The organism is Nonomuraea sp. NPDC049480 (assembly GCF_044465905.1).
GTDB lineage: Bacteria > Actinomycetota > Actinomycetes > Streptosporangiales > Streptosporangiaceae > Nonomuraea.
This window is the reverse complement of the sequence record NZ_JBITMD010000017.1, coordinates 1-15143: the sequence shown is the minus strand read 5'-3', so window position 1 is coordinate 15143 and position 15143 is coordinate 1. Positions and strand designations below refer to the sequence as shown.

Annotated in this window: 16 protein-coding genes and 1 pseudogene; 11 read left to right on the top strand and 6 right to left on the bottom strand. The window is 70.7% G+C overall.

All coding sequences use genetic code 11. The annotated features are described in order from the left end of the window. Positions 1-12 precede the first annotated feature (12 nt). The gene (locus ACIBX3_RS38100; RefSeq protein ID WP_397125396.1) at positions 13-864 is read right to left on the bottom strand and encodes an alpha/beta fold hydrolase; all 852 of its coding nucleotides are present in this window, start codon (positions 862-864) and stop codon (positions 13-15) included. Between the two features lie 138 nt (positions 865-1002). Then, positions 1003-1650 carry a PadR family transcriptional regulator gene (locus ACIBX3_RS38095; protein ID WP_397125395.1) on the bottom strand — a complete coding sequence of 216 codons (648 nt, stop codon included), beginning with the start codon at positions 1648-1650 and terminating at the stop codon, positions 1003-1005. Positions 1651-1831: 181 nt separating this feature from the next. Between ACIBX3_RS38095 and ACIBX3_RS38090 the strand changes: the two genes are divergently transcribed. Beyond that, on the top strand, positions 1832-1987 hold the full coding sequence (locus ACIBX3_RS38090) for a hypothetical protein (RefSeq protein ID WP_397125394.1): 156 nt from the start codon (positions 1832-1834) through the stop codon (positions 1985-1987). Then, complete coding sequence (locus ACIBX3_RS38085) at positions 1984-2451, top strand: OsmC family protein (RefSeq protein WP_397125393.1); 468 nt, start codon at positions 1984-1986, stop codon at positions 2449-2451. Before ACIBX3_RS38090 ends, ACIBX3_RS38085 begins: the two co-directional genes overlap by 4 nt. A gap of 1 nt (position 2452) precedes the next feature. Here the strand turns inward: ACIBX3_RS38085 and ACIBX3_RS38080 are convergent, their stop codons facing one another. Continuing rightward, positions 2453-3148, bottom strand: coding sequence for a TetR/AcrR family transcriptional regulator (locus ACIBX3_RS38080; protein WP_397125392.1), 696 nt, complete (start codon positions 3146-3148; stop codon positions 2453-2455). 56 nt (positions 3149-3204) lie between these two features. Between ACIBX3_RS38080 and ACIBX3_RS38075 the strand changes: the two genes are divergently transcribed. Further along, positions 3205-3372, top strand: coding sequence for a hypothetical protein (locus ACIBX3_RS38075; protein ID WP_397125391.1), 168 nt, complete (start codon positions 3205-3207; stop codon positions 3370-3372). Positions 3373-3704: 332 nt separating this feature from the next. On the opposite strand, the gene ACIBX3_RS38070 is transcribed toward ACIBX3_RS38075, so the two are convergent. Beyond that, positions 3705-3980, bottom strand: a complete 276-nt coding sequence (locus ACIBX3_RS38070) for a DUF3040 domain-containing protein (protein WP_397125390.1) — start codon at positions 3978-3980, stop codon at positions 3705-3707. Positions 3981-4114: 134 nt separating this feature from the next. Here ACIBX3_RS38070 and ACIBX3_RS38065 point away from each other — a divergent pair, with 134 nt between their 5' ends. The 6 genes from ACIBX3_RS38065 (at position 4115) to ACIBX3_RS38040 (ending at position 12146) form a co-directional block, all read left to right on the top strand. Continuing rightward, complete coding sequence (locus ACIBX3_RS38065; protein ID WP_397125389.1) at positions 4115-4786, top strand: hypothetical protein; 672 nt, start codon at positions 4115-4117, stop codon at positions 4784-4786. Between the two features lie 59 nt (positions 4787-4845). Continuing rightward, entirely contained in the window at positions 4846-5049 is a 204-nt protein-coding gene (locus tag ACIBX3_RS38060; protein WP_397125388.1) for a hypothetical protein, read from the top strand. A 213-nt stretch (positions 5050-5262) separates the two neighbouring features. Then, positions 5263-7128 carry a GTP-binding protein gene (locus tag ACIBX3_RS38055; RefSeq protein ID WP_397125387.1) on the top strand — a complete coding sequence of 622 codons (1866 nt, stop codon included), beginning with the start codon at positions 5263-5265 and terminating at the stop codon, positions 7126-7128. 88 nt (positions 7129-7216) lie between these two features. Continuing rightward, on the top strand, positions 7217-7339 hold the full coding sequence (locus ACIBX3_RS38050) for a hypothetical protein (RefSeq protein ID WP_397125386.1): 123 nt from the start codon (positions 7217-7219) through the stop codon (positions 7337-7339). A gap of 98 nt (positions 7340-7437) precedes the next feature. After that, entirely contained in the window at positions 7438-10569 is a 3132-nt protein-coding gene (locus ACIBX3_RS38045; RefSeq protein WP_397125385.1) for a PDZ domain-containing protein, read from the top strand. 158 nt (positions 10570-10727) lie between these two features. Then, the gene (locus ACIBX3_RS38040) at positions 10728-12146 is read left to right on the top strand and encodes a glycosyltransferase family 4 protein (protein WP_397125384.1); all 1419 of its coding nucleotides are present in this window, start codon (positions 10728-10730) and stop codon (positions 12144-12146) included. Here ACIBX3_RS38040 and ACIBX3_RS38035 read toward each other — a convergent pair. Beyond that, positions 12106-13065, bottom strand: a complete 960-nt coding sequence (locus tag ACIBX3_RS38035) for a S1C family serine protease (RefSeq protein ID WP_397125383.1) — start codon at positions 13063-13065, stop codon at positions 12106-12108. The genes ACIBX3_RS38040 and ACIBX3_RS38035 overlap by 41 nt on opposite strands. Before the next feature lie 232 nt (positions 13066-13297). On the opposite strand from ACIBX3_RS38035, the gene ACIBX3_RS38030 reads away from it, so the two are divergent. Further along, positions 13298-13567 (top strand): hypothetical protein, encoded by a 270-nt coding sequence (locus ACIBX3_RS38030; RefSeq protein WP_397125382.1) that lies wholly within the window; start codon positions 13298-13300, stop codon positions 13565-13567. Between the two features lie 378 nt (positions 13568-13945). Here ACIBX3_RS38030 and thyX read toward each other — a convergent pair whose 3' ends face one another. Next, entirely contained in the window at positions 13946-14728 is a 783-nt protein-coding gene (thyX, locus tag ACIBX3_RS38025; protein WP_397125381.1) for an FAD-dependent thymidylate synthase, read from the bottom strand. 120 nt (positions 14729-14848) lie between these two features. Here thyX and ACIBX3_RS38020 point away from each other — a divergent pair. Next, positions 14849-15057: pseudogene (locus ACIBX3_RS38020) on the top strand (Tn3 family transposase); the annotation flags it as partial. Positions 15058-15143: the final 86 nt, after the last annotated feature.

Sequence of the window (15143 nt, the reverse complement as noted above, 5' to 3'; positions counted from 1 at the left end):
CTGCGGCCCGCCTCAGGCGAGGAAGCGGCGCACCTCCTCAGCCACGCGCTCCGGCCTGCCGCGCATGGCGGCGTTCGAGGTGGCGCTGTGGCCGAGACCGGCCAGGTCCACGCGACGCGACCGCGGCAGCACCCGCTCCAGGGCGGTGAGCGCCGACCTCAGGTACGCCGGGCTCTTCGTGCCGCCGAGCAGCAGCACCTCGGCCCCGACCGATCCGTAGACGTCCAGGTCACCGGCGGTCTCCGCCACCACCTGAACGTCGTTGTGCAGCGACGGTGCCAGCTCGCGGAACGTCGGCTCCCCGACACTGGCGGCCTTGTCCTGATTTTTCAGCATCATGGCGGTGAGCAGCTCCAGCAGCGGCCGCGGCATCACCTTGAAGATCGGCGGCCCCATCCGGGTGGCTCGCATGCCGGTGACCAGCGCCGCGGGGATGCGGCCCGCGGCGATCTCCCTGTCGAAGCGGGACAGCCAGCCGGTCGGGTTGGAGCCGTCGATGTCCAGCGGCGGCTCGAAAGCGACGACCTTGCGCAGTGACGGCCGGACGAGCGCGGCATGCAAGGCGATGATCGCGCCCGAGCTGACGCCCACGGCGTGCTGCGCGCCCGTCGCCGCGAGCAGCGCGTCCAGATCCTCGACCTCGCGCCGGAGCCCGTAGCCGGGCCCGCACGGGCCGCTGCGGCCCCTTCCCCGGCGGTCGGGCACGTAACAGGTGAAATCGCCGGCCAGGGCCTCGGCCAGCTCGATGTTGCCGTGCCCGGTCTGCATGGCCCCGTGCAGGAGGACCAGGCCCGGGCCGTGGCCGAGCCGGTGGTAGGTGATCGCGGTGCCGTCCTTCGACGTCACGGCGTCGAGAGTGATCATGGTGTCTCCCCTTGGTTGGGTCCGTGGAGGGGAGCCCGGCTATTGTTGCCAGTGCCATCTCGTGGCCGGGGTCCGCTCCGCGGGTCTGTCGGTACGAGGTCACCCGGCGGCGGTGTGCCAGCACCTCCGCCGGGTCTTTCATTCGGTGGCGAGGCCCCTTTCCGCGAGGCCTGCCACGTCGGAGGGCAGCCGGCCGGTCTCGTGGTAGGCCCGCCACTCCCCCATGCCGGGGAACGTGCCGCCGGCCAGCTCCGCCAGCAGCGATCGCACCCAGGCGGCCTCCGCCTCCCGCATCGCCAGCGCGTACTCGGACTCGACGAGGAACAGCCTGGGCAGCTCCCGCCGCTCCCGCTCCAGGTCCTGCCGGTCGGCCTCGATCCGCCCCTCCAGCAGCTGCAGACGGCGCCGCAGCAGGGGCACCACCTCGCCGGGGCCGAGCCCGCCCATCACCGACAGGCCGGCCTCGAAGGGGGACGGCTCGTGGTGCGGGGTGGACAGCAGCTCGCGGGTCCAGTCCTCGGCCTCGGCGCGGCCGGCGTCGGTGATGCGGTAGACGGTCCGCTCGGGGCGGGCGCCCTGCCGTGTGCTCTCCACGGCCTCCAGCAGGCCATGTTTTTCCAAGTTGCGGACGACGGTGTAAAGGGATCCCCATTTGATCCGCATGTCCTGGTCCTTGCCGCGTGCCCGCAGGACCGAGGCCATCTCGTACGGATGCATGGGGCGCTGGACGACCGCGGTCAGCACGGCCAGCGCCAGCAGGTTCCGAACCGGACGTCGCGTTGCCATGCCTCATCACCTTCGTCAGCAAATACCCGTCTACGAATATACGTAGACGAGTATTCGGGCGCAAGGCTCAGGCAGGCCGGTCCGCTTTCCGGTTCGGTCACCCGTGGCACGGATCGCACGCCACGAGGAAGCCGTACACGCCCATTTACCTGCAACGCATACAAAGCCCTAATCTGATCGCATGCGGACCGACGTGGCATGCAGCCGGCCGCGGGAGCTGACCCTCGGCGGCACCTCCCCGCTCGGGGCCCGGCTCACGGAGATGGAGGCCGCGGAGATCCTGGAGATGAGCCGCACCCCCGCCCGGCACGAGACGACGAAGGACGACCGCCCATGACGCGCCTGCACACCTACCCGACCGTCGTGACCTGGACCGGCAACAAGGGCACCGGCACAAGCGGCTACCGCGACTACGGCCGCGACCACGAGCTGTCCGCCGACGGCCCGCCCGCGATCCCGGCCAGCTCCGACCCGGCCTTCCGAGGTGACCCGGCGCGCTGGAACCCCGAGCAGCTCCTGGTGGGCTCGCTGTCGCAGTGCCACATGCTGTGGTACCTGCACCTGTGCTCGCTCGCGGGCGTCGTCGTCACCGAGTACGTCGACCGCGCCGTCGGCACCATGGCCGAGACCGCGGACGGCGGCCACTTCACCGAGGTCGTCCTGCGCCCTGAGGTCACCGTTGCCGCGCCCGAGATGACCGAGACCGCGACGAGACTGCACGCCGACGCCCACAAGGCCTGCTTCATCGCCTCCTCGGTCAACTTCCCCGTGCGTCACGAGCCGGCAGTCCGCACGGCATGACTCACAGGTCGTCGTAGTCCAGCCCGAGCTTGGGGGCGATCTCCCGCAGGCACTCCTCGAACACCGGCTCCAGGTCCGAGTAGGCGAAGTCGAGCTGGTTGAGCACCTCCATGCAGAGCAGGCCGTACAGCCTGATCCAGCACGACAGGAAGACGTGCACGGCCTCGACCGGCAGCCCAATCCCGGCCGCGGCCGTGTACGCCCGCACCTGCTCCCTGATCGCCGGATCCAGTTCGGCGGGCACGGGGAACGGCCGGTTCTCCCACAGTGCCGCGACCTCCTCCAGGAAGACCTGCTCGAAGTCGCGCCCGGCCAGCTCGCGCGGCGAGTCGGGCCGCCGCTCGCTCGTGATCGGGCTGGCGAAGACCCACCCGAACTCCGCCCGGTGCGTGATCGCCCACGTCCGCATCGCACGGCACGCGGCCAGCAGCCGCCGGGCGTGCTCCCCCTGCGGGTACGCGTCCCGCGCCGCCTCCAAGACCTCGGTCAGCTCGCGGAAGAAGTCCGCGGTCACCGCTCCGACCAGCTCCTCGTGGCTGCCGAAGTAGTGGTAGAGAGCCGGACCGCTCATCCCCATCTCCCTGGCCACGGCGTTGATCGTGACGGCCGCCGAGCCGTGCTCGACGAGCAGCCTGCGCGCGGCCGCGCGGATCTCCCCCAGCGTCGCCTGCCGGACCCTCTCGCGCCTGCCGCCCATCCCGCTCCCGTCCTTAACGCCTCTAAGAAAACTTCTTGTCATTATGGGGCGGAGCAGTGGGCGCGCCGCCTTTCTCTTGGGGGCCGCCGGCGGACCGGGACAGGGTTCCGTCCCTGCTCGGCGAGACGGGCGAGCTGTTCACCCACGACCGCATCCCCGATCTGCCCGGCCGGGCCCGGCTCGACGAGATCGAGGTCGAGGTCGAGGTCGAGTTCCGCGCGTAGATCGACGCCGTCCTCGACGCCGGCCTGACACCGGCCCACCTGGACTGGCACTGCCTGGCCGACGGCGGGCGCGGACGTGTTCGAGCTGACCGTGGCGCCGGCCGGCGTACGCCCGGCGGCTGCGCGAGCTGCCGCCGGGCCTGAGCGAGTGGGCCGTGCATCCCGGTCTGGGAGGAGCGGAGTCGCGGGCGGTCGATCCGCACGGATGGCGCGTGCGCCGGAGTGACTACGAGTTCCTCATCTCACCGCGGGCCCGCGAGTGCTACGGCGGAAAGGGATCACCGTGATCGGCTACGGGATCGTCCGGCGTGCCTGGACCGCGCGGTGAACGTTCAGAAGGCGTCGGCCACGGCGGTGGCGGCCTCGTGACTGAGGACCATGATCAGGAGAGTGGCGATCAGCGTGGCCATGAGCAGCCAGCTGATCAAGATGATGACCGTCGAGCGGCGCGGTCGCCGCCGGCCGCCGAGCTGCCCATTCGACCTCGCCTCGCTGCGACGGGCCCGCTCGTTGAACGACTCCAGCCGTGCGACGAGTCGCGGATCGTCGTCGACGAGGTGCTGCTCGATCTGGGCCAGCATCCGCTCCTCGTCCTGCGACCAGGCCATAGATGCACCTCCGGAACGCAAGCTCTGTGGCGTCTTTCTGCCCAACCATGAAGATCATTAGCCACCGCCTGACCAGGTAATTGCACTCTCTTTTCAGCTTGCGATCAAGCTCGAACTTTTGTTCTAATCATGGGATGCGCTGGGACAACCTGCGTCTGACCGGGCCCGGCCAGGACGATCCGATCGCTCCGCTGTTCGCCCGCGGCGCGATCACCCGCACGTTCGACACACCCGAGTTCAAGGGGATGACCTTCTACGAGATCCAGGCCCGATCCATCATCAACCGTGTGCCTGCTGCGAGTCGCGTGCCGTTCGAGTACACGATCAATCCCTACCGGGGATGCAGCCATAGCTGTATTTACTGTTTTGCCCGAAAGACGCACGAATATTTGGATTTGGATGCTGGAGCGGACTTCGATTCCAAGATCGTCGTCAAGGTCAACGCCGCCGAGCTGGCCCGCAAGGAGCTGGCCTCACCCCGCTGGGGCGGCCACCCGGTCAGAGGCCGTTTCCCGGTAGCTCTGGGCACCAACGTCGACCCCTACCAGCGCGCCGAGGGCCGCTACCGGCTGATGCGCGGCATCCTGGCCGCGCTGCGCGACGCCGCCAACCCGTTCTCGATCCTCACCAAGGGCACGCTGATCCTGCGCGACCTCGATCTGCTCATCGAGGCGGCCGAGGTGACCGAGGTGAGCGCCGGCGTGTCGGTCGGGTTCGTCGATCAGGAGGTCTGGCGGGCGGTCGAGGCGGGCACCCAATCCGCGCCGGCGGCTGGAGGTCTGCGCCAGGCTCACCAGTTTCATTAGGGATCCTCAAAGTTCCGTGGTGGTGGCTGGGGTGGCTGTCGCGGGCGCATCCCCGCCTGGTGCCGCGCTACCTGGAGCTGTACGGCCGGGGCGCCTATGCGCCGAAGGCATACCAGGGACGCATCACGTCCCAGGTCAAGGAGCTGGCCGAACGCTTCGGCGTGGGCCGCGCCACCCCGGCCATGGCCCGCCGCCTCCCACCCCGCCCGGCCCCTGCCCCTGCCCCTGCCCCGCCGGCCCCGGAGCAACTCCGCCTCCTGTGACCTCGTCCGCGCATCGCCCGCACCGGTCCGGCCTCGACGGGCCCGATGCGCGGTGGTCGGCGGGTCGGAGGAAAATCGCTCGCTCGCCGCCCTCTCGCGGTGGCACGATGGCCGGGTTCTGTTGGCCGACCTACCAGGAGCATGTGATGCGGCGCCGCCTCGGAATCTCCCAGCGCCCCATTGGCACGAGAGTTCTCGAGGGCTCCACCACACATGCACATCCTGAACATCGGCATCCTCGCGCACGTAGACGCGGGCAAGACCAGCCTCACTGAGCGGCTGCTGTTCGAGACCGGCGTCATCGACCGGCTCGGCAGCGTGGACGAGGGCAGCACACAGACCGACTCCGGCGAGATCGAACGCCGCCGCGGCATCACCATCCGCACGGCCGTCGCCTCATTCACGCTGGGTGACCTGCGGATCAACCTGGTGGACACACCCGGCCACGCCGACTTCGTGGCCGAGGTGGAGCGGGCGCTCGGCGTACTGGACGGCGCCGTGCTGGTGCTGTCGGCCGTCGAGGGCGTCCAGCCGCACACCAGGGTTCTCATGAAGACCCTGCGCAGGTTGCGCCTGCCCACGCTGATCTTCGTGAACAAGATCGACCGGGCGGGTGCCAGGGAGCGGGAGCTGCTGGCCGACATCCGGCGGCGGCTGTCGCCGTACAGCGTCGCCCTGAACACCGTGCGGGACATCGGCCGCGCGGCCGCCGCCACCCACGGCATCCCGCCGGAGCGGGTGGAGGAGGCGGCCGAGGTGCTGGCCGAGCGGGACGACGGGCTGCTGGAGCTGCTCGCCGACGGGAAGACGCCCGACCTGGGACAGGTGCGCGCGGCGCTGGCCCGCCAGTGCGCGGGCGGGGAGGCGCACCCGGTGCTGTACGGCTCGGCGATCACCGGGCAGGGGGTCGCGGATCTCCTCGACGGCATCGCCACCCTGCTGCCCGCCGTCCATCAGCCCGGCCCCGAGCGGGCGCCGGGCGCGGCGCGGGCCACCGTGTTCGCGATCGAGCGCGCCCCGACCGGCGAGAAGGTGGCCTACCTGCGGGTACGCGACGGCGTGCTGCGGCCTCGGGAGCCTCTGACGTTCCACGGGAAGGGCCGGGCCTACGACGGCCGCCTGACCGCGCTGGCCGTCGCCGGGGCGCCGGGGCGGCGTCAGGCGGTGGCGGGCGACATCGTCAAGGTCCGGGGCGTGCCGGAGATCCGCGTCGGCGACCACGTGGGCGAGCCGCCCGCGGGCGGTCAGGCGTACTTCAGCCCGCCCAGCCTGGAGACGGTCGTCCGCCCGCGCGTCCCCGGCCAGGAGCCCCGTCTGCACGCCGCCCTGCTGACCCTCGCCGAGCAGGACCCGCTCATCGGCACCCGCACGCTCGCCGGCGGCGAGACGTCGGTCCTGCTGTACGGGGAGGTGCAGAAGGAGGTCATCGGCGAGACCCTGGCCAGGGAGTTCGGCGTCGAGGCGGTGTTCGAGCCGAGCCGCCCCATCCTCTTCGAGCGTCCCTCCGGCACGGGCGAGGCCGTCGAGGAGATCCGGCGCCACGGCCCCAACGCGTTCATGGCCACGGTCGGCCTGCGGGTGGAGCCGGGCGCGCCGGGCTCGGGCGTCGGCTACCGGCTGGAGGTGGACCTCGGGTCGCTGCCGCAGGCCTTCTACCGGGCGATCGAGGAGAGCGTACGGCTGGCGCTGCGCGAGGGCCCGCACGGCTGGCCGGTCACCGATGTCATGGTGACGCTGACCCGGAGCGGCTACAGCGCGCCCACCACCGTGGCGGCCGACTTCCGCGGCCGTACGCCGCTCGTGCTCATGGAGGCGCTGCGCCGGGCGGGCACCACGGTGTACGAGCCGTGTCACCGTTTCGAGGTGGAGATCCCGCTGGAGGCGTTCGCCGCGGTCACCGGCGGGCTGGCGGCGCTGGGCGGCGAGCTGGACGGGACCGTCAGGCGCGACGACGCCTGGGTGATCACGGGCGAGCTCCCGGCGGCCGTGGTGCACGAGTTCGAGCAGCGGCTGCCCGGCTTGTCGCACGGCGAGGGCGCGTGGTGGTCGGAGCCGTCCGGCGACCGGCCCACCCGATAGGCGGTATGTCGGGTTTAGTCGATAGATGGGTATTAACGAACGCGGTGCACCAATCGGGTGCATCTCATCCGTACAGGGGGGAATTCCCATGGCAGACACGAAGAAGAAACCCGCCACCAAGTCGGGCAAGTCCAAGAAGCAGGCCATCAAGACCAACAGGCAGGCCAAGGAGACGAAGAAGGACACCGGGAAGACCTCGGAAGAGGGTTGACCTGGAACCCGCGGGGCGGGCGGCATGGGGCGCCCGCCCGCGGGGTGACATGATCGGACAGCCGGGGCCGGTCCGGCCTGCCGGCTGTCCGATCGACCGTGGAGCTCACCGCAATGCCGGCCTACCTGCGCTTTCCCGCCGTCTTCCAGGACGTCGTCGTCTTCGCCGCCGAGGACGACCTGTGGATGGTCTCCGCCCGGGGCGGCCGGGCCTTCCGCCTGACCACCGGGCTCGCCGAGGCGGGCTATCCGCGCATCTCGCCGCGCGGCGAACAACTGGCGTTCGTCGGCCGCGAGGAGGGCCCGGAAGAGGTGTACGTCATGCCGGCCGACGGCGGTGCGGCCCGCCGGGTGACCTTCCACGGCGCGCGCTGCACGGTGACCGGCTGGGACCCTGAGGGCCGCATCCTGTACGCCAGCGACGCCGCCCAGCCGTTCGAGGCCCGCAAGTGGCTGCACCGGGTGGCGCCCGGCGGGGTGCCGGAGCGGCTGCCGTACGGCCCGGCGAACTCGATCGCGTACGGCCCAGGCGGCATGATCGTGCTGGGCCGCAACACCGCCGATCCGGCCCGCTGGAAGCGCTACCGCGGCGGCACGGTCGGCGACCTGTGGATCGACCCGGCCGGAGCCGGTGAGTTCCGGCGGCTGATCCGGCTGCCCGGCAACCTGGCCTCGCCGTGCTGGAGCGGTGGGCGGGTGTGCTTCCTCTCCGACCACGAGGGGGTCGGCAACGTCTACTCGTGCACCCCCGACGGTCAGGATCTGCGCAAACACACCCACCACGACGACTACTACGCGCGCAACCTGTCCGGCGACGGCCACCGGCTGGTCTACCACGCGGGCGCGGATCTCTACCTGCTCGACCCCGGGGAGCGGCCGCGCAAGCTGGAGGTGCGGCTGGCCAGCTCGCGCACGCAGCGCAACCGCAGGTTCGTCGACGCGGCCGACTACCTCGACGGCGCCACGCTCAGCCCGGACGGCAGCGCGCTGGCGATCACGGCGCGCGGCAAGGCGTACGCGATGGCGAACTGGGAAGGCCCGGTACGCCAGCACGGCGCGCCCGATGGCGTCCGCTACCGCTTCCTGACCTGGCTCAACGACGGCGTCCGGCTGGTCGCGGCGGCCAGCGACGACAGCGACGAGGAGCGGCTGGTGATCCTCGAAGGGACCGAGGGCGGCCCCGGCACGGAGGTCGCCCGGCTGGGCCGGATCACCGAGCTCGTCCCCGACCCCGCGCACGACCGGGTGGCCGTCGTCAACCACCGCCACGAGCTGCACCTGCTCGACCTGGCCACGGGCCGCGCCGGCCTGGTCGAGGCCAATCCGCACGGCTCGCCCGAGGACCTCGCCTGGTCGCCCGACGGCCACTGGCTGGCCTACGCCTCGCCGCTCAACGCCCAGACCAGCGCGATCAAGCTGCACCGGCCCGAGACCGGGCTGACCGTGCAGGCCACGGAGCCGGTGCTCCAGGACGCGATGCCGGCGTTCGACCCGGAGGGCCGCTACCTGTACTTCATCGGCCAGCGCATCTTCTCCCCCGTCTATGACCAGCTCCAGTTCGACCTGGGCTTTCCGCTCGGCACCCGCCTGTACGCGGTGGCGCTGCGCGCGGACGTCCCGGACCCGTTCGTGCCGGCGCAGCGCCCGCTGGAGCAGAAGGACGACGAGGACGAGGAAGAGGAGACGCCGGAGCCGCTGCGCGTGGACGTGGAGGGCCTGGCCGGCCGCGTCGCCGCGTTCCCGCTGCCCGAGGGCCGCTACGAGCGGGTGGCCGGGCTGAAGGGCAAGGCGCTGTTCCTCGCCAGCCACACCGAGGGCGAGAACACGCTGCATCTGTACGACTTCGCCAAGCGCGAGAAGGAGACGTTCGCCGACGGCGTCACCGACTTCGAGCTGGGCCGCGACGGCAAGACGCTGCTGTACCGGGCCGGGTCCCGGCTGCGCGTGGTCAAGGCGGGCGAGGCGCCGGACGGCGACGACGAGCACCCGGGGCGGGAGAGCGGCTGGATCGACCTGTCGCGCATCAAGGTGTCGGTGATCCCGGAGGCGGAGTGGCGGCAGATGTTCCGCGAGGCGTGGCGGCTGCAGCTGGAGAACTTCTGGGCCGAGGACATGGCCGGCGTGGACTGGCCGGCGGTGTACGACCGCTATCTGCCGCTGGTGGACCGGGTCACGACCCGGGGCGAGTTCTCCGACCTGCTGTGGGAGCTGCACGGCGAGCTGGCCACCAGCCACGCCTTCGAAAGCGGCGGCGAATACCGTCCCGGCCCCGACTACAGCCAGGGCAAGCTGGGCGTGGACTGGGACTACCGCGACGGCGTCTACTCGATCCGCGCCATCGTGACGGGCGATCCGTGGGATCCGGCGGTCACCTCGCCGCTGAACCGGCTGGGCGTCGACGTACGCACCGGCGACGCGGTCCTGGCGATCAACGGCGCACCCATCGGCACGGCCGCCACCCCGAACGAGCGCCTGGTCAACCAGGCCGGCGAGGAGGTCGAGCTGACGCTGCGCCGCGAGGACCGGGTCTTCACGGTCACCGTGCGGGCGATCGCCGACGAGCAGCCCGCCCGCTACCGCGACTGGGTGAACCTCAACCGCGCCCAGTGCCACCAGCGCTCCGGCGGCCGGGTCGGCTATCTGCACGTTCCCGACATGGGGGCGGACGGGTTCGGCGAGTTTCATCGGGGGTTCCTGGCCGAGTACGACCGGCACGCGCTCATCGTGGACGTGCGTTTCAACGGCGGCGGGCACGTGTCGGCGCTGCTGCTGGAGAAGCTGGCCCGGCGCCGGCTCGGCTACGACTACCCGCGGTGGGGGGCGGCGGAGCCGTACCCGCCGGAGTCGCCGCGCGGGCCGCTGGTGGCGCTCACCAACGAGTGGGCGGGCTCGGACGGCGACATCTTCAGCCACACGTTCAAGGTGCTGAAGCTGGGCCCGCTGGTCGGCAAGCGCACCTGGGGCGGCGTCATCGGGATCTGGCCGCGGCACCAGCTGGCCGACGGCACGGTGACGACGCAGCCGGAGTTCTCCTTCGCCTTCGACGACGTCGGCTGGCAGGTGGAGAACTACGGCACCGACCCGGACATCGAGGTCGACATCACCCCGCAGGACTACGCCAGGGGCGTCGACACGCAGCTGGAGCGGGCCATCGACGTCGCGCTCGGCCTGCTGGCCGAGCGGCCGCCGCACACTCCTGACCCCCGACACCGGCCGCGGATGCAACCTTAGTCAGCTTTCGGGCGTCTAAAGATCATAGGTGGGGAAAGCGCACAGGGGATGAATGGTGCACTCCGCCGACGCGAGACATTGGCCGGTGGCAAGGGGCGCTTCCTTGTACACCGGCCACGTGTGTGTGACTTCTTCCGTCCTTAAGGGGGACCTGTCAGGTGCGCGCACTGGCACGCAAGGGAAAGTCGGCCGTTGTCCGGCTCTATCGGGGGTACAACCGGCGCAAGGTGCAGAAGGCTCCGCCTCCGTCCACTGAACAGGTCCGCATTCTGCTGCTGCACGCCAACGGGATGGGCGGCACGATCAGGACGGTGTTCAACCTGGCGAGCTACCTGGCCAGGGAGCACGACGTGGAGATCGTGAGCATCCTGAAGGAGGCCGAGGAGCCGTTTTTCCCGATCGATCCGCGAGTCAGGTTCCGCTACCTCGACGACCGGCTCAACCCCAGCGCCGACCCGCTGCGCGCGATGTTGTCGAAGATGCCCAGCAAGCTGATCCCCAAGGAGGAGTCGGCCTACCACCGGTTCAACCTGTGGACCGACCTCAAGCTGGCCCGCTACATCCGCTCGCTCGACACCGGCGTGCTGATGGCCACCCGTCCCGGGCTCAACCTGGCGATAGCCCAGTTAGCACTGCCGAGCGTCATCACGATCGGGCAGGAGCACGTGGCGCTGCGTACCCAGGCCGAGCCGATCCAGGAGCTGATCAAGTGGCGCTACCGCCGCCTCGACGCCCTGGCCACCCTCACCAAGGCCGACCTGCGCGACTACCGTGAGACGCTGCCGAAGAAGCCGAAGAAGCTGGTCCGCATCCCCAACGCCGTGCCCCCCATGACGGGCGACGTGTCCAAGCTCGACGCCAAGGTCGCCATCACGGTCGGCCGGATGACCCGTATCAAGGGCTACCACCGGCTCATCACCGCCTGGGAGACCGTGGCCGCCGCCCACCCCGACTGGAAGCTGCGTATCTTCGGCGCGGGCCCCCAGGAGGACAACCTCAGGCAGCAGATCGCCGAGGCCGGGCTCGAGGGCACGGTCGAGCTGCCCGGGCCCACCTCCGACGTGGGCGCCGAGCTGGAGAAGGCGTCCATCTACGTGCTGAGCTCGCGTCACGAGGGCTTCCCGATGACGATCTTGGAGGCCATGGCCAAGGGGCTGTCGATCGTCAGCTTCAACAGCCCGCACGGCCCCAAGGAGATGATCACGCACGAGGTGGACGGGCTGCTGGTCAAGCCGCGCACCAACGCCAACCTGGCGGCGGCGATCATCCGGGTCATCGAGGACGAGCAGCTGCGCCGGGACCTGGCGGCGGGGGCGCTGGAGACTGCGCAGACGTACGACGTGGACGCGATCGGGCGGCAGTGGGACGCGCTGCTGGCCGAGCTGCTGGCCCGCCGCAACGGGACGTACGCCAGACCTCAGCCGCCCGCGCAGGCCACTTCCGACGGGCCGCAGCCGCCTGGACAGGCCACGTCCGACGGGCCGCAGCCGCCCCGGAAGGCCACGTCCGATGGCGCGTCACCGGACGCTCCCGGCGTCACACACCTGAGCCGGTCAGCTCCACCGGCTCAGCAATGACGTCGACCAGCGCACCGTTGCGGTAGACGGTGATCGGCAGCGGCTGCCCGATGGCGTCCGCGAACATCAGCCGCTGCAGGCTCTGCGCGTCGCCCACCGGGCTGCGGCCCGCGCTCAGCACCAGGTCGCCGCCGCGCAGCCCGGCCCGGTGCGCGGGCGAGCCCGGCACCACCTCGACCACGCGCAGGGCCCCGTCCTGCCCGGTACGCCGCCGCAGTTGCTCGGGCAGCGGCGCGGGTGAGGTCACCAGCCCCAGGAACGCCCGCCGGACCCGGCCGTCCCGGATCAGCGCGGCGATGATGGAGCGGGTCGTGGCGTTCATCGGCACGGCCAGCCCCACGCCGACCCCGGCCACGGCCGTGTTGATCCCGACCACCCGCGCCCGGGAGTCGGCTAACGCCCCGCCCGAGTTTCCCGGGTTGAGCGCGGCGTCGGTCTGGATCACGTCCTCGATGAGCCGTACGTTCGACCCGCTGCGCGCGGGCAGCGAGCGCCCCAGCCCCGACACCACGCCGGCCGTCACCGACCCGGCCAGCCCGAGCGGCGTGCCCACGGCCACCACGAGCTGCCCGACGACCAGTTCGTCGCTGTCGCCGAGCACGGCGGGCTGGGGGGTGACCGTCTGCGCCCTGATCACCGCGAGGTCCGACAGCGGATCACGGCCGACCACGATGAAGTCGCCGGAGGTGCCGTCACCGAACGCGACCGTGCCGGCGCGGGAGGAACCGACCACGTGCGCGTTGGTCAGCAGGAAACTCGGCGAACCATGTGTGAAGGTGCGTCCGGGCGAGAGGTCGTTCACGTCGATGACGACGGCGGAGCCGCTGCCGCCCCGCGTACGGACGGCAGCGACCTTCGGAAGGAGTTCGGCGGCGACAGAGGAGACGACCTGGGAGTAGGCGTCGAGGGGGTCGGCCATCAAGACCTCCAAGATGATTACTTACTTACACGTTAACTCCAACCACGGCGCCCGGCGCGCCTCGCAGATGAGGAAGACCGGGCCTTTCTGTGTCGTCGCGGACTCCACCCCAAGGACGGCCGGGGTCAGGAGGTGACGGGCCGGCGATCTCGTCGTAGCTTCGATTCATGGATGAGCAGCACGAGATCAAGCTCGCCGGCCTGCCGCGGTTCGCGCCGCCCGCCTGACGGCCATGCCTCGCTACCTCGAAGGTCCAGGCGGCATCCGTGTTCATCCGGTGGACGTCCGCCCCGGCAACGCTCACTGGATCTTCGTCAGCATGCTCGACCGTGACGTCCAGCCCGGCGAGGTGTGGTACCTCGTCACCAGAGACGGTGCGGCGGTGGGCCGCGTACCCGGCTACTACCAGCTGCACGAGCTGACGGAGTTGCTCGAAGAACTCGGCCTCGGGCTGGCAGACCTTCATGAACCGGACACCGGCGCGGACGCCGGCACAGCCTGACGACCGCCTGAGTTGAACTCTGACTCCCGGCACCATCCACCCCGTCCTGGCCCGCTCCGAGGGGACCGGCTGGCTGGAGTCACGCTTTGGGGATATGGATCCGTATGAGGCCGGACGACCTCGTGGTCGGCTCACCTCGGACGGGGTCGACGACGGGGAAGTTTCCGGGTCCTGAAGCCGGGCATCCCGGCGCCGGACACGACGGCGGCTTTGATGGGAGGCCAGGGGAGCCCAGGTGCACGGTGATGGCGGCCACCGCGAGGTAGCCCGAGGCCGACAGCCTCAGCCCTGCCGGAATCATGCGGTGGTGGAATCGGGCGGGGAGGCGGTGGACCCGTGTCCCGGCTGCGTGCCTGTGTTACGGGAGTGCGAGGCCGGTCAGACCTTTCGCCAGCCTGGTACCCAAGCCCCGTCCTCGACCACGTAGTCGCCGAAGAGCGCGGGCGCCTCCCGGCGCATCAGCTCACCGATGCGCTGGAACAGCAGGCGGATCTCCTCCTCCGCGCCGGCGGCGGTGCGGGCCTCGATCGTGTGCCGCAGCGTGCGCACGTTCGCGGTCCACACCAGCCCGGTCGCCACGCCCTCGGGGGCGAACCTGCGCATGAACGACGTGCGGTGCTTCTTCTCCGAGAACGGCACGCCCTCCTCGTCGAGCCCGAAGTGATCGGCCATCCACAGCTGGAACTGCTCCAGCTGCTCCAGCACGGCCGTGGCCCGCTTCATCAGCTCGTCATCGGCCCGTGCCCATTCCGGGAACCAGAAGGGCAGCTCGTCCAGGCGGACGAACCGCAGCGACTCCTGGGAGATCGCCACGCCGGGGCGATGCCTGACCAGCTCATGTGTGAGGACACGGCTCACGTTGTGCAGCACGAAGCTGAAGCTGACGTGCTCAAGGACCGAGCCGTGCGCGCTGGCCAGGATGTTACGCAGATAGTCGTCCTGGTTTTCCCTGATGCGCACCACGTTGGGGTTGAGTCCCGGCTCGAAGGAGCGGTAGCAGAGCCGGCCGGCGAACTCGGCGAGGTTCTGCGCGTCGAGGTCACCGCGGTCCAGCCGCTCCAGCCAGCTCTCCCCGCCGACCTCGGCCAGGTAACGGGCCAGCTCGTCGTAGTCGAGCGCCGGACGGGCGACGATGAAGACCTCGGGTTCGACAGTGCGCATGGAAAGCCCCCGTTCGGATCAACCGCGTTGTGACGGCCTAAAGCCAACCAGCTCCCGCGGCTCGGCGCGAATCGGCGCCCGCGGCCGAACACGCTCCAGACCGGGATCGATATCTCCCCTCCGCTCGGTACGGCGTTCGCCGAGTACGGCCGGATCGACAAGACCATGCACCTCCTCGCCCTGTCGGCCCGATGGACGACACCTACCGCCGCCTGATGAACCGGCAGCTCACCGTCCAGGAGTCCCGCCACCGTCTGGCCCGCGCCATCTGCCATGGCGGCCGGGGCCCGATCCGCCAGGCGTACCGCGAAGGCCAGGAGGACCCGTTGACCGAAATACCGCAGGGTTCCCCCTGGTCAACGAGTAGGTCGACGGACAGTGACCATGGGCTCCTGTCGAGGTTCTGTCGGGCTTC

Bases quoted from the DNA above. Each gene is read 5' to 3' on its own strand.
- ACIBX3_RS38100 (WP_397125396.1), bottom strand. From the start codon at position 864: ATGATCACTCTCGACGCCGTGACGTCGAAGGACGGCACCGCGATCACC.
- ACIBX3_RS38095 (WP_397125395.1), bottom strand. From the start codon at position 1,650: ATGGCAACGCGACGTCCGGTTCGGAACCTGCTGGCGCTGGCCGTGCTG.
- ACIBX3_RS38090 (WP_397125394.1), top strand. From the start codon at position 1,832: ATGCGGACCGACGTGGCATGCAGCCGGCCGCGGGAGCTGACCCTCGGC.
- ACIBX3_RS38085 (WP_397125393.1), top strand. From the start codon at position 1,984: ATGACGCGCCTGCACACCTACCCGACCGTCGTGACCTGGACCGGCAAC.
- ACIBX3_RS38080 (WP_397125392.1), bottom strand. From the start codon at position 3,148: ATGGGCGGCAGGCGCGAGAGGGTCCGGCAGGCGACGCTGGGGGAGATC.
- ACIBX3_RS38070 (WP_397125390.1), bottom strand. From the start codon at position 3,980: ATGGCCTGGTCGCAGGACGAGGAGCGGATGCTGGCCCAGATCGAGCAG.
- ACIBX3_RS38065 (WP_397125389.1), top strand. From the start codon at position 4,115: ATGCGCTGGGACAACCTGCGTCTGACCGGGCCCGGCCAGGACGATCCG.
- ACIBX3_RS38055 (WP_397125387.1), top strand. From the start codon at position 5,263: ATGCACATCCTGAACATCGGCATCCTCGCGCACGTAGACGCGGGCAAG.
- ACIBX3_RS38050 (WP_397125386.1), top strand. From the start codon at position 7,217: ATGGCAGACACGAAGAAGAAACCCGCCACCAAGTCGGGCAAGTCCAAG.
- ACIBX3_RS38035 (WP_397125383.1), bottom strand. From the start codon at position 13,065: ATGGCCGACCCCCTCGACGCCTACTCCCAGGTCGTCTCCTCTGTCGCC.
- ACIBX3_RS38030 (WP_397125382.1), top strand. From the start codon at position 13,298: ATGCCTCGCTACCTCGAAGGTCCAGGCGGCATCCGTGTTCATCCGGTG.
- thyX (WP_397125381.1), bottom strand. From the start codon at position 14,728: ATGCGCACTGTCGAACCCGAGGTCTTCATCGTCGCCCGTCCGGCGCTC.